Source organism: Paenibacillus sp. IHBB 10380 (genome assembly GCF_000949425.1).
Classification (GTDB): domain Bacteria; phylum Bacillota; class Bacilli; order Paenibacillales; family Paenibacillaceae; genus Paenibacillus_AQ.
The window spans coordinates 5586461-5605118 of sequence record NZ_CP010976.1 but is presented as its reverse complement, the minus strand read 5'-3'; the positions used below and the strand labels follow the sequence as shown (position 1 = coordinate 5605118).

General features: G+C 38.0%; 17 protein-coding genes. 9 read left to right on the top strand and 8 right to left on the bottom strand.

Features of this window, described 5'->3' with window-relative positions:
- Positions 1-119: 119 nt before the first annotated feature.
- The 5 genes from UB51_RS29875 to UB51_RS25300 all read left to right on the top strand — a co-directional run bounded on the left by UB51_RS29875 (position 120) and on the right by UB51_RS25300 (position 6913).
- On the top strand, positions 120-278 hold the full coding sequence (locus UB51_RS29875; protein ID WP_082063253.1) for an HNH endonuclease domain-containing protein: 159 nt from the start codon (positions 120-122) through the stop codon (positions 276-278).
- A gap of 183 nt (positions 279-461) precedes the next feature.
- Positions 462-1202 (top strand): LytR/AlgR family response regulator transcription factor, encoded by a 741-nt coding sequence (locus tag UB51_RS25315; RefSeq protein ID WP_044879677.1) that lies wholly within the window; start codon positions 462-464, stop codon positions 1200-1202.
- Position 1203: 1 nt separating this feature from the next.
- Positions 1204-2475, top strand: coding sequence for an ATP-binding protein (locus UB51_RS25310; RefSeq protein ID WP_044879676.1), 1272 nt, complete (start codon positions 1204-1206; stop codon positions 2473-2475).
- A 137-nt stretch (positions 2476-2612) separates the two neighbouring features.
- On the top strand, positions 2613-4667 hold the full coding sequence (locus UB51_RS25305) for a serine hydrolase domain-containing protein (protein ID WP_044879675.1): 2055 nt from the start codon (positions 2613-2615) through the stop codon (positions 4665-4667).
- Between the two features lie 194 nt (positions 4668-4861).
- A complete protein-coding gene (locus tag UB51_RS25300; RefSeq protein WP_044879674.1) occupies positions 4862-6913 on the top strand; it encodes a serine hydrolase domain-containing protein in 2052 nt (683 codons plus the stop codon).
- Between the two features lie 214 nt (positions 6914-7127).
- On the opposite strand, the gene UB51_RS29870 is transcribed toward UB51_RS25300, so the two are convergent.
- Positions 7128-7397, bottom strand: coding sequence for an S-layer homology domain-containing protein (locus UB51_RS29870; protein ID WP_044879673.1), 270 nt, complete (start codon positions 7395-7397; stop codon positions 7128-7130).
- Positions 7378-7557, bottom strand: coding sequence for an S-layer homology domain-containing protein (locus tag UB51_RS25290; RefSeq protein ID WP_044879672.1), 180 nt, complete (start codon positions 7555-7557; stop codon positions 7378-7380). The genes UB51_RS29870 and UB51_RS25290 overlap by 20 nt, the downstream gene beginning before the upstream one ends.
- Positions 7558-7836: 279 nt before the next feature.
- Here UB51_RS25290 and UB51_RS25285 point away from each other — a divergent pair, with 279 nt between their 5' ends.
- Positions 7837-9366, top strand: a complete 1530-nt coding sequence (locus tag UB51_RS25285; RefSeq protein ID WP_044879671.1) for a flavocytochrome c — start codon at positions 7837-7839, stop codon at positions 9364-9366.
- A 409-nt stretch (positions 9367-9775) separates the two neighbouring features.
- Here UB51_RS25285 and UB51_RS25280 read toward each other — a convergent pair whose 3' ends face one another.
- From UB51_RS25280 to UB51_RS25270, 3 genes are all read right to left on the bottom strand, one after another.
- Complete coding sequence (locus UB51_RS25280) at positions 9776-11521, bottom strand: hypothetical protein (RefSeq protein WP_044879670.1); 1746 nt, start codon at positions 11519-11521, stop codon at positions 9776-9778.
- Between the two features lie 13 nt (positions 11522-11534).
- The gene (locus tag UB51_RS25275; protein ID WP_044879669.1) at positions 11535-11825 is read right to left on the bottom strand and encodes a hypothetical protein; all 291 of its coding nucleotides are present in this window, start codon (positions 11823-11825) and stop codon (positions 11535-11537) included.
- 357 nt (positions 11826-12182) lie between these two features.
- On the bottom strand, positions 12183-12671 hold the full coding sequence (locus UB51_RS25270) for a hypothetical protein (RefSeq protein WP_052676078.1): 489 nt from the start codon (positions 12669-12671) through the stop codon (positions 12183-12185).
- 246 nt (positions 12672-12917) lie between these two features.
- Here UB51_RS25270 and UB51_RS25265 point away from each other — a divergent pair, with 246 nt between their 5' ends.
- Positions 12918-13169, top strand: a complete 252-nt coding sequence (locus tag UB51_RS25265; protein WP_044879668.1) for a helix-turn-helix domain-containing protein — start codon at positions 12918-12920, stop codon at positions 13167-13169.
- 524 nt (positions 13170-13693) lie between these two features.
- Here UB51_RS25265 and UB51_RS25260 read toward each other — a convergent pair.
- On the bottom strand, positions 13694-15436 hold the full coding sequence (locus UB51_RS25260; protein ID WP_044879667.1) for an ABC-F family ATP-binding cassette domain-containing protein: 1743 nt from the start codon (positions 15434-15436) through the stop codon (positions 13694-13696).
- 454 nt (positions 15437-15890) lie between these two features.
- Here UB51_RS25260 and UB51_RS25255 point away from each other — a divergent pair, with 454 nt between their 5' ends.
- Positions 15891-16166 (top strand): AbrB/MazE/SpoVT family DNA-binding domain-containing protein, encoded by a 276-nt coding sequence (locus UB51_RS25255; RefSeq protein WP_044879666.1) that lies wholly within the window; start codon positions 15891-15893, stop codon positions 16164-16166.
- Positions 16163-16492 carry an endoribonuclease MazF gene (gene mazF / locus UB51_RS25250; RefSeq protein WP_044879665.1) on the top strand — a complete coding sequence of 110 codons (330 nt, stop codon included), beginning with the start codon at positions 16163-16165 and terminating at the stop codon, positions 16490-16492. Before UB51_RS25255 ends, mazF begins: the two co-directional genes overlap by 4 nt.
- 435 nt (positions 16493-16927) lie before the next feature.
- On the opposite strand, the gene UB51_RS25245 is transcribed toward mazF, so the two are convergent.
- Together UB51_RS25245 and UB51_RS25240 are read right to left on the bottom strand one after the other, a co-directional pair.
- The gene (locus tag UB51_RS25245) at positions 16928-17533 is read right to left on the bottom strand and encodes a response regulator transcription factor (RefSeq protein WP_044879664.1); all 606 of its coding nucleotides are present in this window, start codon (positions 17531-17533) and stop codon (positions 16928-16930) included.
- Positions 17534-17535: 2 nt separating this feature from the next.
- On the bottom strand, positions 17536-18651 hold the full coding sequence (locus UB51_RS25240) for a sensor histidine kinase (RefSeq protein WP_044879663.1): 1116 nt from the start codon (positions 18649-18651) through the stop codon (positions 17536-17538).
- Between the last annotated feature and the right edge of the window lie 7 nt (positions 18652-18658).

Genomic DNA, 18658 nt, shown 5'->3' with positions numbered 1-18658 from the left:
CTCTCAATCTGGTAAATCTGACTTTCGTTAAACCTCATTTCCATTGTACCCCAATAGGTAATCCATTCTGTAATCCCCCACCTTTCTTAGTTGTTTTCATTGTGGAAATAAAATCATTGATGAGACCGGCCATTGATCATGTAATTCCTTGGTTGTATTTGTATAGTGATTATTTATGGAATTTGGTTTATTCTCACCAAACCTGCAACTCTAGCAAATCAAATGTTATTCCAAGCGAAACAACAATACAGAGACTGGAAGAAAAAAATTCAAGTTAGAGACCCTGATCATGCTTTCTAGATTAGGTTTCATCTCTGAAAAGGCATTTCATCACATAAGAAGTGATTTTGAGGGATTCAAATTTGCATTTCATCCAAAAGTTATCTATATAAAGTCAAAAGGTTGTATCATGCTTATATAGAGTTTTAGAATAAAGGGAATGGATGAGGGGTATATCATTTATGTATAGAGTGGCTATTTGCGATGATGAGGAGAAACAAAGAGAGCTTGTTAAAAGCATCCTCATTACTTTGTCGATAAAGACAAATATAGAATTTGAAATCGAATTATTCGGCTCGGGAGAGCAGTTGGTATCCTATTATGAGCGTCATGAAACTCCATTCCATATTCTGATTTTGGATATTGAAATGAGTGGGATAAACGGAATTCAAACAGCCCGAACAATAAGAGGGTTAAATAACCTGGATGAACAAATTATTTTTCTGACAAGCTACCCTAAATATATGGTGGAAAGTTTTGACGTCATGACATTCCAGTATTTAATAAAACCCATTGCCCCCTCGATCTTGGAGGAGAAAATCATAAAGCTATGCCAATACTTTCAAGCGCTTGATAAAAAGTTTATGGTCATCAAATCAGCCTATGAGGAAATCGTTATAAAATATGATGATCTCATTAGTATTGAAGCTGCCAAAAGCCTAACTATGAAAAGCAAACTACATTTTATTACTGCTAATCAAACCTATGAAAGCAAAGGCATCATTTCAGATTATGCTTTGGCCTTAAAAGATTGTAACTTCTTGCAAATCCATCGTTCCATTATTATTAACCTGCTTCATGTGAGGAAGTTTGCTAGCGGAGTTGTTCTAATGTCCAATGGGTTGGAATTACCCATAGGCCGTTCTAAAATTAAAGAGGTTAAAGATGTTTACACCAAATTTATGATTATGAAGGTCGATTGATATGATTCCAAATCATTTTCTTATTGTCTTTAGCATTGTACTTGTGATGGGTGTTCAAGTTAATTTTTTCTTCAACTCGGTTTTTGATAAATCAGTTAAAAAGCAAAACCGATTCATTTACTTCATTATCTTTGGGTTGCTCGATTACCTATATCTAGTTATTCCTGTCTCTCTTATTTTATCTTCGATTCTATCTTTGCTTGTGATATTTAGTTTTGCGCAATCTTATAAAGTAGAATTTAAAACCAAGTTCACTTTTTCTATACTTTACTGTGTTTTAATGTCTCTCTCTCATTTTATATCCCTTTATCTTTTTTATACCCTAGATTCCGTTGACTTTAGCTTTGACCCTGGAAATGAACAAGATCAAATCGCCTACACGAAAGCTATTTTACTCAGTAACATGATCATGTTTGCTGTCATTCAGATCATACGACTACTTGCAAAACGCCGAAGTTTCTCTTTGCATTATCGTTACCACGTTTTATTTTTGGTTATTCCTATCGTAAGTATATACCAACTGGATATTCTAACTTATAAGAACGTCTATTCTTTCATTACAGTCATTGGATTTCTTTTCTTAAACGTTATGATTGTCTTTCTTTTTGATAATATCATTGATAAATTTCAATTCATGCATAAGAATACTCAGCTGCAACATCAGATGGACTATCAAGATGCGAATTACGAAAAAGTCGTTCACAGCTTCAAATCGATTAAAAGAATCATTCACGATACGAATCAACAGTTTTTGTATATCGAAGAGTGTATTAAGCGAAATGAGTTAGCAGCAGCCCTGGAACATATTAAGACTACATTAAATAAAGTCGAAGGAGCCTATCAACGGGTGAATACGGGGAATCTGGTTATAGATGCCCTTGTCACAAATACGCTTAATATTGGACAAGCCAATGGCATAAGAATAGATACAAAGCTTAACTTATGTTCAGAAGAAATCCATATTGACCGTTATGACTTATGTGTTGTCATTGGAAATATGCTAGATAACGCAATAGAAGCTTCTAAAAAGTTAAAAATCGCAGAAGATAGGTACATTCTTATCAAAATACATTCTACCGAGTCTACCCTTCTCATTCACATCTTGAATCATATGGAGAATGAAGTTGCCCACTTACATAGCCACAAACCAAACCCGGAATTTCATGGTATTGGATTAACAAACATAGCTAGAATCTGCGACAAGTACGGTGGTCATATGACCATTGAAACGAAACATAACGAATTTAATAATATGGTCCTACTGCCATTTTAAACGAACAATCCTTAGACAACATGTTGTTTAGGGATTGTTTTTTTCGTTTCAGGGTGCTTTTTAATATAACAGCCTTCTTCCTTATATGATGAATTCAGCAAGTACAATCTAGAAAGAATTACGAGGAGGAATGAATAATGAAGAAGATGGTTTCTGTATTAATGACCGCTATGCTTATTGCAATACCGGTCACCCCTGCTTTTGCTCAAACGAATAACGATACTGTACAAGAAAAGGCACAGGAGCTGGCTTCGAAGATCGTGTCCGATTATGGTGTAAGTGGATTGCAGTATGCGATTATGGATCATGGATCCATTGTTTTATCCGATAGCGCTGGTGTATACGATAAAGCGACCAAGAATCCGATAACCAAAGACACGATGTTTGGAATAGGCTCGGTAAGTAAAACCTATGTGTCTGCTGCAACGATGATGCTAGCTGCTTCTAATAAAATTGATATTGATAAACCACTAACCACGTATATCAAGGACTTTAAAATGGCAGATGAACGATATAAAGAGATTACGCCACGCATGTTGATGAATCATTCTTCAGGAATTTACGGTAGTCACTATGGGAATAGTTTTTTGTTTGATGATAATGATACGAAAAATCATGATGAATTATTGGGCAAATTACAATCAGAACGCTTAAAGTCAAACCCCGGCGAATCTTCGGTATATTGTAATAATGGTTTTCAGTTGCTTGAAATCTTGATTGAACGAGTGAGCGGTTTAAGTTACAGTGAATTCCTTGAAACCTATATTAGCAAGCCTCTTCATTTAACCTCTACCAAAACACCACGTGATTCATTTGATAGAGACAGGCTCACAAAAACTTATTTTCCTGGGATGGATCAGGCTTTACCCGTTGAGAATGCCAATCTCATTGGGACAGGAGGCATCTACTCCACGGCCGAAGAAGTCGTTAAGTTCGCTGAAGTATTAATCGGGAATCGAACGGATATTTTATCTGAGAAGTCAGCAAAGGCTATGCAAAGCCATGAGTATAGAAAGGGAGTATGGGTTTCTGAAGAGACAAACACCATTAATTATGGTCTTGGTTGGGATGCCGTCCGTTTAGCGCCGTTTAATGATTACGGAATAACCGCATTATTTAAAGGTGGAGATACGTATATGTATCACGCTGCTTTGACTACCCTACCTGAACATGATATTTCTATAGCTGTGCTTTCATCTGGAGGGAGTGGTACCTACACTAGTATATTTGCATCTAATATTTTATTAGAATATACAAAAGCCAAAGGCATCATTAAAGAGATCCTACCTGACAAAACATTTGAACCTCCATTGAAAGTGGACATGCCATCCGATTTGCTTGCTTACTCTGGATTATACGGTACCGTAGGTAAAACGGTAAATCTGGAGATAAAGAACGGAGAGATTGATTTACCCGAGCTAGGAAATGGATTGCTACCGCCTCAAAAATATGTATATACGGGCAATGGACAATTCAAAAACAACGATGGGAATGTAACCATAAGCTTTGACCAACCGAAGAATGGAAAAACCTATTTAAAACTTAACACTTATATAAATACTCCAGGATTAGGTCAAACGGTTACGGTAACCTATGAATATCAAAAGTTAGATTCCAATCCTCTAGATCAGTCAACTAAAACGGTATGGGAACATAGAAATGGAAAAAACTACTACGCTTTGGATGAAAAGATAACTTCAATGATGTATCTGCTCAAACCGCTTTTGGCCAAAAATATATCCGTTGATATCAACCATGGATACGCATCCGGCACTAAAATTGTTGATAAGAATAAAGCAGTAAATGTATTTGATATTCCTATTTTGAACGGAAGAGATACTTTTGATTTGAATTTCTATAACGTGGACCATACAGAGCATTTAATGATCGATGGACAATCCTATATCAGGGAAGATGCTATTCAACCCATTTATGAAGGGAACTCCTCGATTAGCACCATACCATCGAATGGTCAGGCTGTATGGTATAAGATTGATGAAGAATCAGCCAATCGAGTCATGACCGTTGAGGCTCCGGTTAGTGGAGGATTTGCCGTTTATAATGCGAATGGAACGGTTGTGAACTTCTCAAAGGCAACGAGCAATCATTCGGTAGTACTACCTGAAGGTGGGATGATCGTTTTTGGTGGTAATAAAGGGGATGCATTTAAAATTAATTTGAAGAATAAATAGACTTGTAGCACATAAGATTCTTATCGAGAAGAGCCCGATCACCAAATGATCGGGCTTCTGATTAATCCCTAGACAACATGTTGTTTAGGGATTGTTTTTTTCGTTTCAGGGTGATTTTTTAATATAACAGCCCTCTTCCTTGTATGCTGAATTCAGCAAGTAAAGTCTAGATAGAATACGAGGAGGAACAAATAATGAAGAAGATGGTTTCTATATTAATGACCACTATGCTTATTGCAATACCGGTCACATCTGCTTTTGCTCAAACGAATCCTGATACTGTAAAAGAAAAGGCACAGGGGCTGGCTTCGAAGATCGTGTCCGATTATGGTGTAAGTGGATTGCAGTATGCAATTATGGACCATGGATCCATTGTTTTATCGGGTAGCGCTGGTGTATACGATAAAGCGACCAAGAATCCGATAACCAAAGACACGATGTTTGGAATAGGCTCGGTAAGTAAAGTGTATGTAACTGCTGCAGCGATGATGCTAGCTGATTCTAATAAAATTGATATTGATAAACCACTAACCACGTATATCAAGGACTTTAAAATGGCAGATGAACGATACACAAAGATTACACCGCGCATGTTGATGAATCATTCTTCAGGACTTTATGGTAGTCACTACGAGAATAGCTTTTTGCTCGATGACAATGATACGAAAAATCATGATGAATTATTGGTCAAACTACAATCAGAAAGGTTAAAGTCAAACCCAGGCGAATCCTCGGTATATTGTAACGATGGTTTTCAACTGCTTGAAATCTTGATCGAACGAGTAAGCGGGTTAAGTTACAGCGAATTCATTGAAACCTTTATTAGCAAGCCTCTTCATTTAAGCTCTACTAAAACACCACGTGATTCATTTGATAGAGACAAGCTCGCAAAAACTTATTTTCCTGCGATAGATCAGGCTTTACCCGTTGAGAATGTCAATCTCATTGGGTCAGGAGGCCTCTACTCCACGGCCGAAGAATTAGTTGAGTTCTCTGAAGTATTAATCGGAAATCGAACGGATATTTTATCTGAGAAGTCAGCAAAGGCTATGCAAAGTCATGAGTATAGAAAGGGAGTGTGGGTTTCTGAAGAGACAAACAGCATTAATTATGGTCTTGGTTGGGATGCCGTTCGTTTAGCACCGTTTAGTGATTACGGAATAACCGCTTTATCCAAAGGTGGAGATACGCAACTGTATCACGCTGTTTTGACTACCCTACCCGAACATGATATTTCTATAGCTATACTTTCATCTGGAGGGAAATCTATCTACAATGGTATTTTTGCATCCAATGTTTTATTGGAATATATAAGAGTCAAAGGCATCATTAAAGAGCTCCTGCCTGAAAAAACATTTGAACCTCCATTGAAAGTGGATATGCCGTCGGATTTGCTTGCTTACTCTGGATTATACGGTAACGTAGGTAAAACGGTAAATCTGGAGTTCAAGAACGGAGAGATTGATTTACCCGCTCTAAGCGGATTGATACCGCCTCAAAAATATGTATATATAGGCAAAGGACAATTCAAAAACAACGATGGGGATGTAACCATAAGCTTTGACCAACCGAAGAATGGAAAAACCTATTTAAAACTTAGCAATTATTTGAATTTTCCGGGATTAGGTCAAACGGTTATGGTAACGTATGAGTATCAAAAGTTAGATTCCAATCCTCTAAATCAGTCAACTCAAACGGTATGGGAACAAAGAAATGGAAAAAATTACTACGCTTTGGATGAAAAGATAACTTCATTCAAGTATATGATTAAGGCGTCTTTGGCCTTAAATTTATCCGTTGATGTCAACCATGGATACGCATCCGGCACTCAAATTGTTGATAAGAATAAAGCAGTAAATGTATTTGATATTCCTATTTTTAGCGGAAGAGATGCTTTTGATTTGAATTTCTATAACATGGACCATACAGAGCAATTAATGATCGATGGAGAATCCTATATAAGTGAAGATGCGATTCAACCCATTTATGAAGGGAACTCCTCGATTAGCACCATACCATCCAATGGTCAGGCTGTATGGTATAAGATTGATGGAAAATCAGCCAATCGAGTCATGAACGTTGAGACTCCGGTAAGTGGGGGATTTGCCGTTTATGACGCGAATGGAATGGTTGTGAACTTTTCAAAGGCAACGAGCAATCATTCGGTAGTACTACCTGAAGGTGGGATGATCGTTTTTGGTGGCAATGAGGGGGATGCATTCAAAATTAATTTGAAGAATAAATAGACTTGTAGCATATAAGATTCTTACCCTAGTTTACACTGGTATAGTCACAGTCTGGTTGCAAAATCAGAACAGCCCGGTCACCAAATGATCGGGCTGTTCTGATGTGGTCCTAGTCACTACCCTCTAACCAGCAACACACAGCACTCCACATGTGTTGTATGTTATATTAACAAAGGATTTTTGAAATTATATTGGATGACAGAAATACGGTAAATTATGTATTATCAGTACCTACCTTATTCATGTAATATGAAACTACTATGTCTAGTAAAAGACCAAGACTGACGTTTAGCATGCGCAGGATCATGAGTAACGACTCTGACCTTGTAGCTCTAGCGTTAGGCTTGAATGATCCCTTCACCCGCCCTTTTACAATATCGCTATCAGATAATCCGTTAAGCGCATCCTCTGCCCATCTACCCAAAACATCATTGAACTTAGTCGGGTTTGAAGGTGAAGTCGTGTTAATTACTTTTGAAAACATAGCCAAAATTCCGCTTTAGGGATGCTTTGATTCGGCTTGAAAGACCCTTTGAGTAACCATTAATAATACCACTTGCTTTTAATGTAGCAATTGCATCTACTGCCCAATGACCTTTAGCGTCCTTAAAGTTAGAGCTACCTACAGACTTTAGACCTTGCAATCAGCCATCTAGCCCTCCCGCCTGATGCATGATTACAGACGAAAACCAAAACATTGTGAAATATATCACTATATATAGGACCGATGGTGTATTACAATGAAGTGAACCTAAAAGACTAACGATTCAGACAGGGGAGGTAACCGTGATAGATTTGAAGTTCGGAGAACAAAGGCGAAGCTCACGCTCCTCCACTTCTCAATTTCTCCGTTACTCCCTTCTTTTTTGTTGGGTTCTTTACGTTCATCTAGATAACAGACATATAAAAGCGGAGGGTCAAACATGAAAAAGAACGTAGCAACAACGCTTATTCTCGTTCTCTCTCTCATGCTCGCGATCGCGGGATGCGGCAACGGGAACCAGAATCAAAACCAGAGTCAGGGCAATGACAAAAAAGAAGAGACCAAAGAAACGGAAGCTGTTTCGGGGGCGTCTCAAGTCGGCTATACACCAATCGATCAACTCAAAGATAAATATGATATTATCATTGTCGGTGCAGGTGGTGCTGCTATGTCTGCTGCACTTGAGGCAAAAGAAAAAGGCATGAACCCGGTTATTTTTGAAAAAATGCCGATGGCCGGCGGAAATACAACAAAATCATCTTCAGGAATGAATGCTTCTGAAACCAAGTTCCAAAAAGAGCAAGGCATTAACGACAGCAATGATTCATTTTATGAAGAGACGTTAAAAGGCGGTCATGATACAAACGACAAAGAGATGCTTCGTTTCTTCGTTGACAATTCTGCGAGTGCGATCGATTGGCTGGATTCCATTGGGATTCGGTTGAACAATATCACGATTACAGGCGGTATGAGCGAAAAGCGTACACACCGTCCTGAAGATGGCTCAGCGGTAGGACAATACCTTGTTAACGGTTTGCTGAAAAACATACAAGAACAAGAAATCCCACTTTTTGTGAACGCAAATGTAATGGAAATTACGGAACAAGACGGCAAAGTAAGTGGCGTCAAAGTTATCTTCGACCAGAATGATGAGAAAAATATTGCAGCGGATGCTGTCGTTGTTACAGCCGGGGGTTACGGCTCCAATATGGACATGATTGCCGAGGTTCGCTCCGATCTGAAAGGTCTTGTGACAACAAACCAAGAAGGCAGCACCGGTGACGGCATCAAGATGATTGAAAAACTCGGCGGTGTAACGGTCGATATGGATCAAATCCAAGTTCACCCAACGGTACAGCAAGAGAAATCCTACCTCATTGGGGAAGCGGTTCGCGGTGAAGGAGCGATCCTCGTTTCCAGTGAGGGTAAACGTTTCGCAAACGAACTGGATACTCGGGACAATGTCACCGCTGCAATCAATACACTGCCTGAAAAATCGGCTTATCTTGTATTTGATTCCGGCGTAAAATCCCGCGCTAAAGCGATTCAACAATATGAAAAAATGGGCTTTGTCATTCAAGGGGATTCGATCGAGGCATTAGCCAAAGAAATAGGTGTTCCCGCAGATCAGCTCCAAACCACACTGGATACATGGAACAACGCGGTGAAGGATAAAAAGGATGCCGAATTCGGCAGAACAACTGCAATGGACAACGACTTGTCCAGTGGACCATACTATGCAATTAAAATCGCCCCTGGGATTCACTACACCATGGGTGGCGTGAAGATCAATACGAACACAGAAGTGTTGAATAAAGATGGCGAAGCCATTCCTGGCTTGTTTGCAGCAGGCGAGCTTACTGGCGGCTTGCACGGCCAAAACCGGATCGGCGGCAACTCTGTTGCGGAGATCATTATCTTCGGTCGCCAAGCTGGTATACAATCGGCTGAATTTGTAAAAGCACAATAAGATATCATTTTTCAACCAGCAAACAACAAACGCTTGGGCTCATCATAGGCCAAGCGTTTGTTGTTATATTTGGCCGGATCGACGGACCACCAGGAGACGCAGCTCTACCTGCAATGGTTATCTATGATCTTAAAAAAGTTCATTTTCAAATAAACGATATCCTGTTTAGTGACTAGAGCTTGAACCAGATCTGGCGGGGATTGTTAGGAATACAGGTGAAAGGATTATTCTAGGGAAGAGAGGCATTTCAGTGCCTCTCTTTTTCTTTTGTAGCTGATTTCTATATATATATATTCATTGGAGTTCATTATACAGAAAAAAAACAGTGAGCATGCCCTTTAAGGGCACACTCACTGCTATTACGGATGGAGCCAAGGGGAGTCGAACCAGTATCTAGTATTAATTAGCTCTATGGCTCACCTGGAAGCGTAAGTTCTACCCTGAAGCTTCCGGGCTTTGACATGACGCTATAAAAAAGATGCTGACTAGGAGTAATGTACAAGTGTCCGTTTTGGTGTTCTTTAGTAGCCTCACCCAAGTTACTCATGCTTTGCTCCATGGCCATCTGATCAAATTCTCCTAACGCGATATAATGTATTGTTTCACCGTAGTATTCGGCAACTAGTTCTAAATTGTGTTCCAAATACCAAACTGCGACTTTCGAGTCAACCTCAAAAGATTCATCAGGATTACCCAGCATTTTAATGGCCTGACTTATATTCATATCAAGTGTAATACCGTGAATGTAAAAATTATTTTTTTGTATAGTAATTTTCAGATCATCTGGAAATGTATTATCTTCCAGTAGTTTGGTGATTTTCTCTTGATTAACATCAGGATTGAAATTCCCATCAATCAAATCATTCGCTGCTCGTATAAGCACTTCGTGTGTATGTTTTTCAGCAGCATTAGTGCTTCTAGCTTCTCGCTTCTTAATGGACGGTATGAAATAACTTCGATAATATTCTGGATATTCTCTGCTCGCAAAAACCAACTCTTCCTTGGCAATATTGAAATCATATACATCGTCCCAATACGGCATGTCGGCATTACTAAGTTCCGGTAAATCTATTCTATAACTCATCACAATCTCTTTCACGCCATTGTTATCAATATCCACAATGAGGGGCTCAAGAATACCATTCATCTGTTTATTTTTGACGCTACCGTTTTTACGATACTTAATTGTGAAATCTCCACGCGCATTGTTTCCTCCACCCCATACAAATGAAGTGTCGATAATGCCGTCCACAAGTAATGGCTTTTCTTCACCGCTATTCTGAAGGTCTTCTTCAGCCCCATTCTCTAATAAAAAATCATCTTTCACTAAATTCTCATCTTTTATTGTTTCTACCACTGGATTATCCTTATCCTTTAACAACTGATGATTTGCCATAGAAAACGTAAACTTCGTTATAAATCCAAATACAGTTACTCCAACGATTAGTATTATAACAGCAACAATAGAACTATATTTAGTCACTTTCTTTGCCTTTTGTTTGGTGATTTCTAATTGTTGTTCTCTTTCTTCCTCTACCTTTCTTTGTCTTTCAGCCTTCTTTTCTTCATTGGCTTTCACATCGTTCCTAATCTTTTCCTCATCGCTATACTCAGTTAAAACATCATCCCTTCCTCTTTTACACCTTTTACAAGTGGATTGATCGTCATGATTTAGTCTTCCGCAAACACATATCCATTTATCATCATACTTTTTAGCAAAGTACTTGGCATCCGTTCCTGCACGACCCTTAACAAATTCTAAAAGCATTTTATTCTCTATCTTGGTCAATTCGACTTTTTCTGATTCTGATGTGTCCTTATTCCAGATCGATTTATCATCAAATAAGACTTTTATTACATCAATTTCTATTTTTCTAATATTTTGAAAATCGGACAGTGGTATCTTGTTGTCCGTTTTTCGTTTTCGATTCCGTACTAAACCCTCTTTAAATTCGATTTTACATTCTAAGCTATTATTTCCTTCCCCAATAGAATCGCCAAATTGGTCATAACAATAGATCGTAGCCTTAAGTCCTTTAATAATTTTGTCTGACACGCTATTAAACGTTAATGAACAGTAAATCTTGCCAGTACTTTTGCTTTCATATAATTCATATTCAAGCAATTCTATAGGACATTCTATATTTACCAACATTTCAACCCCCGAATTAACCATTTAATAATTCCAAATCATCATCTTCTGGCTCTGGTCCTTTCCCAATCTTCAAATTTATTCTATGTAATTGTTCTATAACTTCTGATAATCCGATAATACACATTCCTGATATCAATCCTGTAACCCAGTAAATGATTGTTAATGACCACACTTGTTCATATGTCTCTGTATAGGTACCGACATTCTCTCTCCCTAATACCACACCTACAATGATACCCGCTACGATAATAACAACCCCGATCCATGTAAGTACACTGGCAATCTTATTTCCCCTATCTAACAAGTAAAGCACCACCCTTTTTAATAGTTATATATTGATTGCCCTCAAAAAGGTCTATATCACAAATGAGATGACCTTTTTGGGGCTCAATCATATATTAGCATGAAAAATAGTGTTTAAATCTGATCTTTATGAAACAAATCAAACTAATGTTTACTGAAATACAATGGAGGATTTATTAACTTATATATCGTCCTCTTTATATTCCCGGATAAACAACGCCTACCCTGTTGATACACTGGATAATCCGGTGTACAAGTGTAAGAAACTCATATTTGTTATCCACAAAATCAGCATAGAGCTCATTATATTTTAAGATATCCACAATTTAACCCTCGAATAGCTAATGCAATGCTTCTATTAGAAAATGGAATGATACTGCTCTGATGGATGGAGCGTGACTCGCGGTGATAAGTGAATTAATACATCGTCCACTCTCTTCATCAACATCTTGAGATGTGCCGATTGCATTTGGTGTATAAGGGAGATGTCTTTGAGACTTGCTAGATAGTGAATGGAGTGAATAAACATAACAGTATCCAAATCAGGGCCTGACTCTTGAGCTGTGAATTGAACCACATCTTCCAGTGATAATGAATGTGGAGGGAATACACTATTATTTTCTTTCATATACAGCGCTTTAAGCATCGATTCTAATGCTCGGTTACTTAATATAAAGCATACACGGGGTGAGTTCTCCTGTATAAAGGGAAATGTGAAATTCATATGGATCTGTGAGAGATCATGTAGTTTATGTATGGTCTTTGTTTGAGTTGAGCTATTCGCCTGCATTCTTGTCATCTTATTCCTGTTATCTCTGCATTCACCCATGGAGGTTAGATTATTCACATGCTTCAGCTCCCAATTTGATTCTTGTACGATTCATCTTGGTGAATTATGTATCTTTTTAGAATCTAATAAAAAATGATGTTATTATCCCAATCTAGTAACTACGAAATTTTGTATCCTATCATTATAAACATTCCCAGTATATGTATTCTATCACGCACTATGTTTTGTAGGCAATAGCCTACTGAAATAACCTTATAGAAAGACATATGATTATCTTTAACTATCAAATAAGGGGTTTTAAAGTTGGCAACTAATGATAAGAAGAAGTTAATTGAACTCCTCGCATTTGGAAGGGCTCTTCGGAAGATTCGAAAAGAAAACCAACTAACCCAAGACGAACTCAGTTTATATTCCCGTGTTGATCGATCTTATATTAGTGAACTGGAGAACGGAGAAAAGGCTCCCTCTTTACTCACCATTATCTCACTAGCCAAAGCATTACATATTAAACCATCCATTCTCATAGAGAATTTCGAGATGGAGTTGGAAGATTAACTATTTTGTACTATGTAACTAGCAAAAAGATGATTGGGATTACAATCAGCTTTTTTTGTATCCATTATTCATATTCTTCTAGTACAAATATCTTCTATGTTACTTCGTTTTATTAGTATTACTAGCCTTTTCAATATGCTTAGCCCGAATGCTTAGATCTGTAATGTTCGCTTCTAGCAGAGAATCATAGATCTTCTGAATATCCGATTCAGATAATACCCTGTCTGGCTTCTCTGCCTGAATTCGATTTTTTCTGAAGGAACAAAGAATGTGTTAAGAGAGATATTTAATAATAAGTGAACCACTGTCCACGGCAAGAGCTATCAAGAAATCAATGCAGTAAAAAGACACTGAGATCCTATTCATCAGTGTCTTTTTTGTTGATACTTTTCCACCAACATCTTATTTCATCGTTGAACTCAGACTAATTCACTTTAGCCCTATTAGCTGTAACTGACTTCGTAGCCGTAATTCCCAGTATAATAAATTGATTCTTGTAATCATTTCAATCAGAGGGTTATGATTTAAAGCAACTTAATCAGCTCTTCTAGCTCATCAACCAATACTTTTGCAAGTTCAAAATTATTATCTTTTAAAGCCAATTCTATTTTCGTTTCAACTGCTTTTTTCTTTTGTTCCGTTTCTAAATAGTCTCTGTCAAAATGATTAGCATAAATCATCTTTCTAAATTTGCGTATAGTCATTTTTCTAATTGTCTTATCGTCAACGATTAGAACATAATCCATCCCATTTACCACAGAATAGAAATCATGAGAAATCATGAGAATCGCGCCTTTGTACTCTTCAATGGCTTTCTCTAGTGCTATTTGTGTATAGGTGTCTAAATGACTTGTCGGTTCATCAAGAAGCAATACGTTTGCTTTACTGGCAGAAACTTTAGCTAATTGAAGAATATTTTTTTCTCCACCAGATAAAGATTCAATCTTCTGATTAACGATTTCACCCTCAAAGCCATAGTTGGAAAGATATGATCTAACCTCTTCATACGTTTCAAACCCAGCATCGATGAATTCTTCTAGGATTGTATTAGAATCCTTTAGAACTTCGCCTTGGAACTGAGATAAATAAGCCACTTTAGCATCAGCATTTATTTCAATGGATTCATGATTATTTTTAAAGATTTCCCGGAGCAAAGTCGTTTTCCCCGTACCATTTGCACCGATCAGGGCTACTTTATCTGTAGATTTGATCTCAAAATTAACATTTTCTAACAGCAACTCATCAAAGGAAACACCATAATTATTGACATTTACAACAATGGTCTCTTCTTCAATGTCATTATCAATATCTAAACTAATATTCGGTTGCTTAATATCTACGAAAGGTGCTTTAATTCTACGCGCTTCCAATCGTTCTTGAAATTTAACTCTAGCTTTGAGCGCTCTCCCTCTAGATGCTTCTGAATTATACGTTGCGATATGTCTAAGATTATCGATGATGCTCTCATTTCTCTCAATTTCTTCACCCTCAGCGATCGTGAGTTCTTGTAACTCAATCTTCGTCTGAAGTAATGAGAAGTTATACTCAATATATCGCCCATCAAACTCTTGGATCTCCATATTCTCAAGGTGTAAGATTTTGTTGAAACAATGATTTAATAGATATCTGTTGTGCGTAACAACTAGCAGCATTCCTTTGTGAGAATTAATAAGATTTTTAAGCGCATTAAGGTTGTCAAAGTCTAAAAATACATCGGGTTCATCCATAATCATGAGGTCTGGACGCTCGAGCATTTCCTTCATTACTTGAATAAGTTTGAATTCCCCACCACTCAGGTCGGATACCCTAACATCTTTTAGCTTCATGAGGTTGGCTAGATTTAGTTGCTTGTTAATATTGCTTTCAAAATCTTCCCCACCCATGGCATCAAATGCATCTAAAGCGAATTGATACTTTTCAAGTAACGAATCCATATCCGTTGATGTTTCCATTTCAGCACAAATGGATTCTATTTCATTTTGTATCTTAATAAATTCTTCCCCTATATATTCGAAAACGGTTGTTTCTTTCGTTCTGTCTAGTTGGGAGAACTGACTTACATACCCGATACTGCAATTTGGGTCCATCTCTAACATACCTTCGAACAAATATCTTTCTGGATCCATCAGTATATCGATCAGTGTACTTTTCCCACTGCCACTTGTTCCTATGAAAGCGCAATGCTGTCCTTCTTCAAGCGTAAATGAAATGTTCTTATATAGTTCTTTTTGCGGAAATGAGAAGGATAAGTTATCGACTTTTATCATAGTGTTACCTTTCTTTATAACTAAAATGGTGACTATTATTAGATGTAGTGAAGAGCATAGATTTAAAGTTTACCGTTGAGTTGATAGAATAACACTGTTTACATCCAACTACAATCATTTCACATTAAAGTTGTTCATGAAATGGAAAAATACAACTTAGAACAATATGATAAGAGTTTGGGGTTGATCGCACAAATGAAGAAGCTTGCCTTTAATCTCCCCATTATAATTCTTAGTCTCAATTACAAATATCCCTATTGGTGTATCTAGTTTTCTCGTCATTAGCTTCTGTTACTGCTTCTCACGTATACGGTTCAGCCTACGCATTCATTATCCCTGCTATCAATCATCCACCAGATTATCTGTAATTAATTTCAATTTGAGGAAACATGATAGCACTCCCTCCCCTTCGCGTATATACTATGTATATACGCGAAGGGGAGGGAGTGCTATCATGGATTTATCAAATGGGAAAAGGGTGAGCGCAATGTCTGTTAAAGTACAAAAGTGGGGGAACAGTTTAGCTTTACGAATTCCTGTGCAATTCACCTCAAAATTAGGTATTGGTGAAGGTACTGAAATGCATTTAGATTTCGATGATAAGGGTGGTCTAAGCTTAGTTCCTGTAATACAAAAGCCGACGCTGGAAGAATTGCTTTCTCAAATCACCCCAACAAATCGGCACAAAGAAATAGACTTTGGAAAATCAGAAGGGAATGAATCCCTGTGAGTGTTCCCGACCGTGGCGATTTGGTCTATCTAAGTTTTGACCCACAAGCAGGACACGAACAATCTGGAAGAAGGCCAGCTATCGTGTTATCCCCGAAGGCCTTTAATCAAGCCACCGGATTCGCTGCCTTCTGTCCCATCACCAATCAATCGAAGGGTTATCCATTTGAAGTAAAGCTAACTGAGGAAGATAAGATAACCGGAGTGATTTTGAGCGATCAGATAAAAACCTTAGGTTGGAAAGCACGTCGTTGCGAAATTGTTGGACAAGCCCCTATTTCCGTTACACAAGAAGTTTTAGACAAAATTCATACCTTTCTGAACTGATTGAGTATCATTTACTCACCAATATCTCATTAGCCAGAGGCTTACATATTGAACCATCCATTCTCATAGAGAATTTCGAGATAGAGTTGGAAGAGTAATCATTTTATACTATGTTGTAACTAGCAAAGGCTGATTAGAATTCCAATCAGCTTTTTTAGTATCCTTTATTGTTAGTAGCTTTTATGTTGCTTATTTTGATTCCATTTACTAGCCTTTTCATCATGCTCAGCCCAAATAATTAGATCTGTGATGTTCGCTTCTAGCAGAGAATCATAGATTGTCTAGCTTCTCTGCCTGAATACGGTTCATCTTTCGCTGATATAACTCTACATCATACCTTTTGATGTAATAATGAATGGAATTCGATTCCTACTAGTTTATTATATGTAGGCGTGCACAATACTTTAATCGGTCTTTTGGCAAATGGTCTATATTTCAAATCCAACCTTGATCACGTGCTTTCTCGGTGGCTTGCTGTCTGGTCTCTACCTCCAATTTTTGAATGGCTAAAGACAAGTAGTTTCTGACTGTTCCGTCTGTTAGAAATATTTTCTTTCCGATTTCCTTAGTCGTCAGCCCCTCCTGTGCCATCCGCAGCACTTCCGTTTCACGCTCGGTAAGCGGATTTTCTTCCTTCAGAAAAAGCGCCGCTGCTAAGTCCATACTTACGATCCGCTTACCAGCCATTACCTTACGAATGGAATCAATTAAGAAATCAATCGGTTCATCTTTTAATAAATAGCCCTCTACCTTCAATGCCATTGCTTTTTGCAAAAAACCAGGGCGGGCATACGTGGTCACAATAATTATTTTCGATGAACTCCCTTCTTGTCTAAGTCTCTCCGCAATTTCAAGACCTGTAAGTAAGGGGATCTCGATATCGAGTAAACAAACATCCGGCTGATATTGCTGAATAGCCTCCCATGTTGCTTGACCATCCGCTGCTTCCGCTACGACTTCAATATCATCTTCTAAGGATAATAAAGACGTTAATGCCCCTCGAAGAAGTTGCTGATCTTCTGCTATGACTACACGTATCACGCCTACTTCACCCTCCTATTCCTCATCAGTGGAACCTTTAAGGTAATCGTAGCTCCATTGTTCGGATAAGCCACAATATGAACTTCTCCTTGCAGTAAGGCCATACGTTCTCTAATAGATTGAATACCGTTGCCCTGCCCCTCCATTAGGTTTCCATTCCCATCATCGCCCACTTGAATATGATAATGCTCATCTTGTTGGAATTGGCTAATTGTACATTGTTTGGCTTCGCTATGTTTAATAATATTGGTAATGGCCTCTCTGATGGAAAGCGCCAGCATCGTTTCAGCCACATTGGTTAGCAGAGGTCTGGACTCTTTATTGTTTACGACCAATTCAATCCCAGCCTTTTGAACAATATCCCTTGATAATTCAATTTCTTTCTCAAGAGATATAAATTTCATATCCGTGACTAGTTTTCTCACTTGTTTCAAAGCAAATCGGGATGTGTTCACAATATCATTCAGTTCATCCTTTGCCTTCTCTGGGTTCTTATCAACCAATCTTAACGTTAACTCGCTCTTTAATTTAATCATCGTCAACGTTTGCCCCAGCGTATCATGCAGATCCCTTGCGATCCGGGTTCTTTCTTCCTCTTGAATATAACGTTCAAGCTGAGCATTGGCTATATCAAGCTTTTCTTTCAAGAAATTAGCCTTCGTTCTTGTATAAATAACGATTGGTGTGACAAGCTGGGCAATAAGGATTGGGAAATACTTGGGTGTGAACACTCCAATCAGGCTACCCTCATTGATCCAGCAGTACACCATAAACATAACTATGATTCCAGCCATCCCTACACTGATAATCCACTTGTGATACGCTCTGCCAAGCAGATTTGCAAACACAAAGCCATACATTAATAGCCAACTATCGACGTACATGCTAAGTGCTACAATTAACAGGCATCCCCCGAGACTGGCCATGAGTAAACGCCAATCCCGATGCCATAAGCCAACATAATAGCAACCTACAAATAATGCGATGAATAATAATTTGACTGCAAAATGAATGGCCCATTCAGAAATAATAATGCGATAAATTAGAAATATAACAGCGATCAAATCAATAAGAAGATATTTTTCAATCTGATCTGCGGGGTAAATCTTCTTCAACATGATTAGA